Raw genomic sequence first — 10,087 nt, forward strand, 5'->3', positions numbered from 1 at the left:
GTTCCTCGATAAGTGTTACCAAAGGTTACTTTAATCGAGGATGGTCTCGCTGCCGGGGGTGAAAGTCAGCCGCGACCGCTGCTGCGCACCCCGAGCAGCACGTCGTCCCAGGACGGCAGGTGCGGCTTGCCGCGCTTGTCCTTGCTGCCCTGGTGCTGGGGCGCCTGCTTCGGCAGGTGGTCGTCCGCGTCGTCGTGCGTGTCGTCGTGGGGCGTGGGGTCGGGTGCCGGTTCCGGGACGGGCTCGGCGTCCACGTCCGTCTCCACGGCCGTCTCGATCGCGTCGTCGGCCGGCGCCGGATCGAGCGTCAGCGGTGCGAGGCCGCGCAGGGGTCGACCGAAGTCGGGGTCGATCAGGTCGGTGGCCGCGGAGTCGAGGGCCGCGATGGTGCCGCCGTGGCCGTCGGGCTGGTAGCGCCAGTGCGCGGCGTTGCGGGTGCGGCCCGCCTGCCACTGCAGTTGCGCCACCCAGTGACCCTCCTCGTCGCGCCAGGCGTCCCAGGTGGCGTCGTCGAGGTCGTGCCCGCGCGCACGGAACGCCATCGCCACGATCTCGGCGAGCGTCTGCACCGTCGGGCCGTTCTCCCGGACCGGGTGTCCGCCCTGCGCGAGCTCGGCGGCCCGTGCCCGTTCGAGCAGCACGGGATGGGCGTAGCGTTCGACGCGCCGGAGCGAGATGCCGGCCTCCTCGGCGACCTGCTCGACCGTCGCACCCGCCCGGATGCGGGCCTGGATCTCGCGGGGGCGCAGCTGGCTCTCGTTCTCGATCTCGATCTGGCCGAAGCGGGCCGCGTCACCGTGCGACGCGGCGCGCAGCTTGTCGTCGGCGGCGATCCGGAACCGCTCGCCGGTCTGCGGGTCGGCGCACACCACATGCGACCCACCGGGCTCGAGTCCGATCACGGAGAGTTCTCGCACATTGACCTCCTCATCGCGCCGATTTCGCGACATCGCCCGCGCCGACTGTAGTGGACCCGTGACGGGGGGTGGGGACGACACGCCACGCTGGGTGAGGTCGGCGCTCCGACGTCGGGTTATAGTCTCCAGTTCTCCTTGAGGGTTGGGTTTCGCAATGTGGGTCCGACCACACCCGTCGGCGTTACGATCAACGGACCGATGGGTCGACGTCGACGAGGACGGAGCGATGGTCGAGAGCACTTCGCAGGACCGGGGGAACGGCCTCGACTCCGCCGATGCGCAGCACCTGCGCCGCGCACTGGCGCTGGCCGTCGAAACCGGAGACGCGGGAAACCGGCCGTTCGGGGCGGTGATCGTCGATGCCACCGGCGTCGTGGTGAGCGAGGGCGCGAACTCCGTCGCGACGTCCGGTGACGTCACCGAGCACGCCGAACTCGACGCGGTCACGACCGCGTGTGCGGAGGGAAACACCGAACGCCTCGTCGGCGCCGTGGTGTACGCGTCCGGCGAACCGTGCCCGATGTGTGCGGCGGCGCTGGTGTGGTCCGGCGTGGGCCGCGTCGTGTTCGCCTCCGCCGCAGCAGAATTCGGTGAACTGCTCGCGGACGGTCCGCGGTTCGCCCTGCGGTGTGCGGACGTCATCGCCTCCGCCGACGCCGGCATCGAGGTCAGCGGACCCCACCTCGGGGACGAGGCCCTCGAACCGTTCCGGAGGTACGTCGCAGAACAGGGAATGCGGCCCTGACAGAATTGCCGCCATGTCGAATCGAAACAACATCTCGTCCGGCTCCGACTGGGAAGCGAAGATCGGGTACTCGCGTGCCGTCCGCATCGGCAACCAGGTGTCGGTGTCCGGGACCACCGCCTCGGGTCCGGACGGCCCGGTCGGCGGCGACAGCCTCGCCGAGCAGACCCGGGAGGCGCTGCGCCGCATCGTCGCCGCCCTCGCCGAGGCCGGCGCGAAGCCCGAGGACGTCATCCGCACCCGCATGTTCCTCACCGACATGAGCCGCTGGGAGGAGGCCGGCCTGGCGCACGGCGAGGTCTTCGGCGAGATCCGCCCCGCCACCACCATCCTCGAGGTCAGCAAGCTCATCGACGCCGACCTGCTCATCGAGATCGAGGCCGACGCGATCGTCGCGGAGTAGTCCGAAAACTGTGGGATTCCTCCCGGAATGCGGGAGGAATCCCACGCAAACAGAAAAACAGCCCCCGGCTCGTCGAGCCGGGGGCTGTGTCACGTGGTGATGCGGATCAGAGCTGGCCGACCACCCAGTCGATGCTCTTGGTCAGCTGGCTGACGTCCTCGGGGTCGATCGCCGGGAACATGCCGATGCGCAGCTGGTTGCGGCCCAGCTTGCGGTACGGCTCGGTGTCGACGATTCCGTTGGCGCGCAGGATCTTCGCGACCGCGGCGGCGTCGACGTCGTCGTTGAAGTCGATGGTGCCGACCACCTGCGAACGCAGCGCCGGATCCGTCACGAACGGGGTCGCGAACTCGGACGCCTCGGCCCACTCGTACAGCCGCGCCGAGGAGTCCTTGGTGCGGGCGGTGGTCCACTCCAGGCCGCCGTTGCCGTTCATCCAGTCGATCTGGTCGGCGAACATCAGCAGGGTCGCCAGCGCCGGGGTGTTGTACGTCTGGTCCTTGGTCGAGTTGTCGACCGCGATCGGCAGCGACAGGAAGTCGGGCGTCCAGCGGCCCGAGTCCTTGATCTCCGCGACCCGCTCGAGCGCCTTCGGGCTCATCAGCGCGATCCACAGGCCGCCGTCGGCGGCGAAGCACTTCTGCGGCGCGAAGTAGTAGACGTCCGCGTCGGTGATGGTGACGGGCAGGCCGCCGGCGCCCGACGTCGCGTCGATCGCGATCAGCGCGTTCTCCGAGCCGGCCGGACGCGTGACGGGCACCGCGACACCGGTCGAGGTCTCGTTGTGTGCCCACCCGATCAGGTCGACGGAGGAGTCGGCGACGATCTCCGGCGCGCTGCCCGGATCGGCGGAGACGACGACGGGATCGCCGATGAACGGGTTGCCCTTGGCGACCGACGCGAACTTCGACGAGAACTCGCCGTAGGTGAAGTGCTGCGAACGCTCCCGGATCAGACCGAACGCCGCGGCGTCCCAGAACGCGGTCGAGCCGCCGTTACCGAGCACGACCTCGTAGCCCTCGGGCAGCGAGAACAGCTCACGCAGGCCGGAACGCACACGAGCGACGACGTCCTTGACCGGCTTCTGACGGTGGCTGGTGCCGAACACGGAGGCGCCCACCTCCACCAGCGACTGCAACTGTTCGGGGCGGACCTTCGAGGGTCCGCAACCGAAACGGCCGTCGACGGGCTTGAGGTCGGCGGGGATGATCGGGGAGCTCATCAGCGATGTGTCCTTACTGCGTGGGGATGACGAGACGTGCGGGGTGGGCGGGACCGCTCAGCGGCTGATCTTGTCCCAGCCGGTGACGGACTCGGGGGTCCGGGGGCCGGGGCCGGTGTAGATGGCGGCGGGGCGGACGAGTTTGCCGAGACGTTTCTGTTCGAGGATGTGGGCGCACCAGCCGGCGGTGCGGCCGCAGGTGAACATGGCGGGCATCATCGCGGCGGGGACCTCGGCGAAGTCGAGGATGACCGCGGCCCAGAACTCGACGTTGGTCTCGATGGCGCGGTCGGGGCGGCGTTCGCGCAGTTCGGCGAGGGCGGCCTGCTCGAGTGCCGCGGCGACCTCGAAGCGCGGGGCGTTCAGGCGCTGGGCGGTGTTGCGCAGCACCCGGGCGCGGGGGTCTTCGGCGCGGTAGACGCGGTGTCCGAAGCCCATCAGCTTTTCCTTGCGGTCGAGGATGCCCTTGACCAGTGCGCGGGCGTCGCCGGTGCGTTCGGTCTCCTCGATCATCGGCAGCACGCGGGCCGGGGCGCCGCCGTGCAGCGGCCCGGACATCGCGCCGACTGCGCCGGACAGTGACGCGGCGACGTCGGCGCCGGTGGAGGCGATGACGCGGGCGGTGAAGGTGGAGGCGTTCATGCCGTGCTCGGCGGCCGAGACCCAGTAGGCGTCGATGGCGGCGACGTGTGCCGGGTCGGGTTCGCCCTTCCAGCGGACCATGAACCGTTCGGTGACGGTCTTGGCCTCGTCGATGCGTTTCTGCGGGACGGCGGGCTGGTAGATGCCGCGTGCGGACTGCGCGACGTAGGACAGGGCCATCACGGCGGCGCGGGCGAGGTTCTCGCGGGCGGTGGCGTCGTCGATGTCGAGCAGCGGCTCGAAACCCCAGATCGGGGCGAGCATCGCCAGGCCGGCCTGGACGTCGACCCGGACGTCGCCGGTGTGGATGGGCAGGGGGAACGGTTCGGCGGGCGGCAGGCCCTGGCCGAACTCGCCGTCGACGAGCAGTGCCCACACGTCGCCGAAGGTCACGCCCTGATCGACGAGGTCCTCGATGTCGACACCGCGGTAGCGCAGTGCGCCGCCGTCCTTGTCGGGCTCGGCGATGTCACTGGTGAAGGCGACCACGCCCTCGAGGCCGCTGACGAAACCTTCGGGTACTGCCGCGCTCGATGTCATCTCTCGTGGATTCTCCTCGTCCGAGTGCCGCCGGTCCGGGCCGCACTAGCCATCACCGTCGTCGGGCTCGCGTGCGTGGGGTGCAGGCACGTGTCGCCGCGGTCACCCGAGAACTCTATCCCGTTCGCCGAGGCAGGTGACCAGGGTGTACCCGGGAGTAACGTGTTCAGCTGTGTCGTCTGATGTCGAACCCCCCGCCGCGGATCCCGTCGACCTCGCGGCGATGCGGGTGGCGTACGCCGGGCAGGACCGGAATTCGTCTGCGCCGGAACTGAATCTGGACGTGACCACCGTCGCCGACGGGTGGCTGCCGCTGCTGCAGCGGTGGATCGACCAGGCCACGGCCGCCGGGACCGCGGAACCCAACGCGATGGTGCTGGCCACCGTCGACGAGGACGGACGGCCCGCGTCCCGGACTGTGCTGTGCAAGGGCCTGTCCGAGGACGGCCTGGTGTTCTACACCAACTACGGGTCGAACAAGGCGCGACAGCTGGACCGCTTCCCCCACGCCTCGGCGACGTTCGCGTGGACCGCGTTCGCGCACCAGGTCACCGTGCGCGGCGAGGTGACGCGGGTGCCGGACGAGGTCAGCGAGGCGTACTGGCGGACCCGTCCGCGCGGCTCCCAGCTCGGGGCGTGGGCGTCCGAGCAGTCGGACCGGATCGCCTCGCGCGCGGCGCTGGACGCGCAGCTGGACGAGGTGACCGCGCGGTTCGCCGACGTGGGGGAGGTGCCGCGACTGCCGGACTGGGGCGGCTACCTGCTGCGTCCGCGGACCGTCGAGTTCTGGCAGGGTCGGGCGAACCGGATGCACAACCGCGTCCTCGTGACCCGGACCGCAACGGGGTGGGTCGCGGAGCGGCTGCAACCGTAACTGGTAGAAATCCGTAGTGAAGCGAACGAGGTCCGAGGCCGCGAGCGGTGTGACGGTACACAAGCGGCGCCTGCTCGCCGACACCACTCCGCTGCGCGAACCGCACTACCGGCGGCTGTGGATCGCCGGGCTGATCACCGTGATCGGTGCCCAACTCAGCGTCGTCGCGGTACCCCAGCAGGTGTACGAGATCACCCGGTCCTCCGCATACGTCGGGCTGACCGGCGTGTTCGGCCTGGTGCCGCTGATCGTGTTCGGACTGTGGGGCGGTGCGCTCGCGGACGTGATGGACCGGCGCCGGCTCATGATGATCACCACCGCCGGGATGATCGCCGTCTCCGTGCTGTTCTGGATCCAGGCCGCGGCCGGTGTGAACAACGTGTGGCTCGTACTCGGGCTGTTCGCCCTGCAACAGGCGTTCTTCGCGGTCAACCAGCCGACCCGCGCCGCGGTGATCCCGCGACTGATCCCGGGCGACCAGCTGCCCGCGGCGAACTCGCTGAACATGACGGTCGCGCAGTTCGGGGCGATCGGCGGCCCGCTGCTCGCCGGGGTGCTGATCCCGGTCATCGGCCTGCCGAGCCTGTACCTGATCGATTCGATCGCGTTGCTGGCGACGATGTGGGCGGTGATCCGGCTGCCCGCGATCCCACCGACCGGGCAGACGACGAAGGCGGGCCTGCGCTCGGTGCTCGACGGCTTCGCCTACCTGTCGACGCAGAAGGTGCTGCTCGCGTCGTTCGTCGTCGACATCGTCGCGATGGTCTTCGGCATGCCGCGGGCGCTGTTCCCGCAGATCGCGCACGAGACGTTCGGTGATCCGGCGTCCGGGGGTCTGGCGCTGGGACTGCTGTTCGCGGCGATGTCGGCGGGTGCGGTGATCGGCGGCGTGTTCTCCGGTTGGCTGCCCCGCGTCCGGCGACAGGGCCTCGCCGTCGTGGTGTGCATCGTGCTGTGGGGTCTGGCGATGGTCGGCTTCGGCGTCGCCGTCGGGTTCGCGAACCCGCAGAGTTCGGCGGTGCTGCTGTGGGTGGCGGTGGCGTTCCTCGCGTTCGGCGGCGCCGTCGACATGGTGTCGGCGGCGTTCCGGTCGACGATGCTGCAGCAGGTCGCGCCCGACGACATGCGCGGGCGGCTGCAGGGCGTGTTCATCGTCGTGGTCGCCGGCGGTCCCCGGATCGGTGACGTGCTGCACGGCGCGGCGGCGTTCGCGTTCGGCACCGCCGTCGCGGCGGCCGGTGGCGGCGTGCTCGTCGTGATCGGCGTCGCGGTGTGCTGTCTGGTGTTCCCGGCGTTCCTGCGGTACCGCGTCGGACGTCCCTCCCCGACGCCCGCGGACTCCGGGGTCCGCGCCGACGGGTGACCTGGGCCCGACGGCCCAATGTGGTTGGGGTACTTGCGCGATCGTCGGCTTCGGGGACACTGGGCGCCATGGGTGTGCCCGTGTACAGGATCCGGTCCGGTGACCACGAGGCGGAGGTGGTGGCCCGCGGGGCCGGTCTGCGCAGCCTCACCCGCGCCGGTCGGGCGCTGACGGAGAGCTGGCCCGCACAGGACCGTCCGCCGCTGTCGGCGGGGCTCGTCCTCGCGCCGTGGCCGAACCGGATCCGCGACGGCAGGTTCTACTTCGACGGCGTCGACCACCAGCTGGCGCTGACCGAACCGGCCCGCGACAACGCGATCCACGGGCTGGTGCGGCGTGACGACTGGACGTTGGTCGAGCACACCGAGAGTCGGGTCGCGCAGACCATCCGGATCGGGCTGCACAAGGGCTGGCCGTACCCGCTGCAGCTGAGCACCGTCCACGAGCTGGGCCCGGACGGTCTGACCGTCACGCACAGCGCCACCAACGTCGGCGCGGCTCCCGCCCCGTTCGGGCTCGGTGTGCACGCCTTCCTCCGGGTCGGTGACGTGCCCCTCGACGAGTGCACGCTGCGGCTGCCTGCCGGCACCCGACTGCCCCTCGATCCCGAGCGGATGCTCCCGAACGGCCCGTCCCGGTCGGTGGCGGGCACCGAGTACGACTTCACCTCCCCGAGACGCCTGGACGGGGTGCAGCTGGACACCCCGTTCAGTTCGATCCTGCCGGATCCCGACGGTCGCGCCCGGCACGAACTGCGCGCACCCGACGGCACCGGCACGCTGCTGTGGACTGACCGCGCGTTCGGCTGGGTGCAGGTCTTCACCGCCGACCCGGCGCACGGGCAGGGCTACCCCGAGCGGGGCCGGGCGCTGGCCGTCGAGCCGATGACGTGTCCGCCGGACGCGTTCAACTCGGGGATCGATCAGGTGGTCCTCGTTCCCGGCGCGAACTGGTCGGGTACATGGGGAATCACTGCGGTGTGACGTCAATCGCCAGGTCAGGGCGTTTCGTTTCGTTCGCACCAGGCAGAACAGCGACCCACCCTGGGCGGCCGGGGGCAACTGGGACTAGGTTCTCTAATCGACTGACTATTGCAACTCGCAAAGCCTCGAGTTTGAGAGGGATCCTCCGTGCCCGCTGTCGATGACACCACGCCCACACTCAGCTACCCGGGTGGCGCACACTCGATGTCGATTGCCAAAGCAACCGAAGGCAATGACGGCATCGAGCTGGGCAAGCTCCTTTCCGCGACGGGATACACCACCCTCGATCCCGGATTCGTCAACACCGCCTCCACCAAGTCGGCGATCACGTACATCGACGGCGACCAGGGTATCCTGCGTTATCGCGGGTACCCGATCGAGCAGCTCGCGGAGGGGTCGACCTTCCTCGAGGTCAGCTACCTGCTGATCTACGGCGAGCTGCCCTCGGTGGACGAACTGGCCGCCTTCACCACCCGCATCCAGCGCCACACGCTGCTCCACGAGGACCTCAAGCGGTTCTTCGACGGGTTCCCGCGCAACGCGCACCCGATGCCGGTGCTCTCGTCCGCGGTGAACGCGCTGTCCGCGTACTACCAGGACTCGCTGGACCCCGACGACCCGGAGCAGGTCGAGCTGTCCACGACCCGCCTGCTGGCGAAGCTGCCGACCATCGCGGCGTACGCCTACAAGAAGTCGGTCGGTCAGCCGTTCCTCTACCCGGACAACTCGCTGTCGCTGGTGGAGAACTTCCTGCGGATGACCTTCGGGTTCCCGGCGGAGCCGTACGCGGTGGACCCGGAGATCGCCAAGGCCCTCGACATGCTGCTGATCCTGCACGCCGACCACGAGCAGAACTGCTCGACGTCGACGGTGCGCATGGTCGGCTCCTCCGACGCGAACCTGTTCACCTCGGTGTCCGCGGGCATCAACGCGCTGTGGGGCCCGCTGCACGGTGGCGCCAACCAGGCCGTGCTCGAGATGCTCGACGAGATCAAGGCGAACGGTGGCGACACCAAGGAGTTCGTCCGCAAGGTCAAGAACAAGGAAGACGGCGTGAAGCTCATGGGCTTCGGTCACCGCGTCTACCGCAACTACGACCCGCGTGCCGCGCTGGTGAAGAAGACCGCGGACAGCATCCTGTCCAAGCTCGGCGGCGACGACGAACTCCTCGACATCGCGAAGGCGCTCGAGGAGGCCGCGCTCACCGACGACTACTTCATCGAGCGCAAGCTGTACCCGAACGTCGACTTCTACACGGGTCTGATCTACCGCGCGATGGGCTTCCCGACGCGCATGTTCACCGTGCTGTTCGCGATGGGCCGGCTGCCCGGCTGGATCGCGCACTGGCGCGAGATGCACGAGGATCCCGCCACCAAGATCGGCCGTCCGCGGCAGATCTACACGGGCTACACCGAACGCAACTACGTCGACCTGGGAAGCCGGTAACCAATGAGCAACGCACCCGAGATCGAGCCCTGGGACGGCCCCGCGCCCACCGAACTGGTCATCGAGGACGTCACCGTCGGTGACGGTGCCGAGGCCACGCCCGGTTCCAAGGTCGAGGTCCACTACCACGGCGTCGAGCTGGACAGCGGCGAGGTCTTCGACTCGTCGTTCCTGCGCGGCGAGTCCATCACCTTCCCGCTGGCCGGTCTGATCGCCGGCTGGCAGGAGGGCATCCCCGGGATGAAGGTCGGCGGACGCCGCAAGCTGGTCATCCCGCCGGAGCTGGCCTACGGCCCCGCGGGCTCCGGGCACCAGCTGTCCGGCAAGACGCTGATCTTCGTGATCGACCTGCACGACGTCGTGGTGCCGCCGCCGGTTCCGGAGGTGGAGGCGGCCACCGGTCCTGCACCCACCGAGCTCGTGATCGAGGACATCACCGTCGGTGACGGCGACGAGGCGCAGCGCGGCGGTGTCGTGGACGTGCACTACCACGGCGTCGAGTACGACACGAACGACGTCTTCGACTCCTCGTTCCAGCGCGGCGACTCGGTGAAGTTCCCGCTCGGCCGGCTGATCCCCGGCTGGCAGGAGGGCATCCCCGGGATGAAGGTCGGCGGGCGTCGCAAGCTGACCGTTCCGCCGGAGCTCGCCTACGGTGCCGCCGGCTCGGGGCATCCGCTCGGGGGCAAGACGCTGGTCTTCATCATCGACCTGCTCGGCACCAACTGAATTCGATTCGTTCGACGGGGGGCCCGCATCGCACGCCGATGCGGGCCCTCCGTCGTTGATCCACCCGCGTTGATCCACCCCCGCGGCTGAAGGTGCCCTTCGTTGAACTGGTCCCCGGAAGTTGGACTGGGTAATCGGAAGCCTAGGCGGCGAGGGCTTGGGCCCGGTATGTGACCGGGCTCAAGCCGTCGAGCTTGGTGGAGATCCGTTCGGTGTTGTACCA

General features: G+C 69.5%; 11 protein-coding genes and 1 pseudogene. 8 read left to right on the forward strand and 4 right to left on the reverse strand.

Annotated features, from left to right (window positions below; translation table 11 throughout):
* Nucleotides 1-65 precede the first annotated feature (65 nt).
* The gene (sepH, locus tag ACFYVR_RS07305) at nt 66-917 is read right to left on the reverse strand and encodes a septation protein SepH (RefSeq protein WP_387471158.1); all 852 of its coding nucleotides are present in this window, start codon (nt 915-917) and stop codon (nt 66-68) included.
* A 226-nt stretch (nt 918-1,143) separates the two neighbouring features.
* On the opposite strand from sepH, the gene ACFYVR_RS07310 reads away from it, so the two are divergent.
* Both ACFYVR_RS07310 and ACFYVR_RS07315 read left to right on the forward strand, forming a co-directional pair.
* On the forward strand, nt 1,144-1,662 hold the full coding sequence (locus ACFYVR_RS07310) for a nucleoside deaminase (RefSeq protein WP_387471160.1): 519 nt from the start codon (nt 1,144-1,146) through the stop codon (nt 1,660-1,662).
* A 13-nt stretch (nt 1,663-1,675) separates the two neighbouring features.
* Nucleotides 1,676-2,065: a RidA family protein gene (locus ACFYVR_RS07315; protein ID WP_387471162.1), complete on the forward strand. Its 390-nt coding sequence runs from the start codon at nt 1,676-1,678 to the stop codon at nt 2,063-2,065.
* A gap of 106 nt (nt 2,066-2,171) precedes the next feature.
* On the opposite strand, the gene serC is transcribed toward ACFYVR_RS07315, so the two are convergent.
* Nucleotides 2,172-3,287 carry a phosphoserine transaminase gene (gene serC / locus ACFYVR_RS07320; RefSeq protein WP_387471164.1) on the reverse strand — a complete coding sequence of 372 codons (1,116 nt, stop codon included), beginning with the start codon at nt 3,285-3,287 and terminating at the stop codon, nt 2,172-2,174.
* Between the two features lie 57 nt (nt 3,288-3,344).
* A complete protein-coding gene (locus tag ACFYVR_RS07325) occupies nt 3,345-4,469 on the reverse strand; it encodes a citrate synthase 2 (protein WP_387471166.1) in 1,125 nt (374 codons plus the stop codon).
* Between the two features lie 172 nt (nt 4,470-4,641).
* On the opposite strand from ACFYVR_RS07325, the gene pdxH reads away from it, so the two are divergent.
* From pdxH to ACFYVR_RS07355, 6 genes and pseudogenes are all read left to right on the forward strand, one after another.
* Nucleotides 4,642-5,343, forward strand: coding sequence for a pyridoxamine 5'-phosphate oxidase (gene pdxH, locus ACFYVR_RS07330; protein WP_387471168.1), 702 nt, complete (start codon nt 4,642-4,644; stop codon nt 5,341-5,343).
* A 16-nt stretch (nt 5,344-5,359) separates the two neighbouring features.
* Nucleotides 5,360-6,706: an MFS transporter gene (locus tag ACFYVR_RS07335; RefSeq protein WP_387471170.1), complete on the forward strand. Its 1,347-nt coding sequence runs from the start codon at nt 5,360-5,362 to the stop codon at nt 6,704-6,706.
* Between the two features lie 68 nt (nt 6,707-6,774).
* A complete protein-coding gene (locus ACFYVR_RS07340; protein WP_387471172.1) occupies nt 6,775-7,689 on the forward strand; it encodes an aldose 1-epimerase family protein in 915 nt (304 codons plus the stop codon).
* A 147-nt stretch (nt 7,690-7,836) separates the two neighbouring features.
* Nucleotides 7,837-9,135 carry a citrate synthase gene (locus tag ACFYVR_RS07345; protein ID WP_387471174.1) on the forward strand — a complete coding sequence of 433 codons (1,299 nt, stop codon included), beginning with the start codon at nt 7,837-7,839 and terminating at the stop codon, nt 9,133-9,135.
* A gap of 3 nt (nt 9,136-9,138) precedes the next feature.
* Nucleotides 9,139-9,486, forward strand: a pseudogene (locus tag ACFYVR_RS07350) (FKBP-type peptidyl-prolyl cis-trans isomerase); the annotation flags it as partial.
* A 12-nt stretch (nt 9,487-9,498) separates the two neighbouring features.
* A complete protein-coding gene (locus ACFYVR_RS07355) occupies nt 9,499-9,864 on the forward strand; it encodes an FKBP-type peptidyl-prolyl cis-trans isomerase (protein ID WP_387471218.1) in 366 nt (121 codons plus the stop codon).
* A gap of 142 nt (nt 9,865-10,006) precedes the next feature.
* Here the strand turns inward: ACFYVR_RS07355 and ACFYVR_RS07360 are convergent.
* On the reverse strand, nt 10,007-10,087 hold an 81-nt coding region (locus ACFYVR_RS07360), incomplete at its 5' end, for an IS3 family transposase (protein ID WP_387471220.1).

The sequence above is a fragment of the Rhodococcus sp. NPDC003318 genome (genome assembly GCF_042879035.1).
Lineage (GTDB): Bacteria > Actinomycetota > Actinomycetes > Mycobacteriales > Mycobacteriaceae > Rhodococcus_G.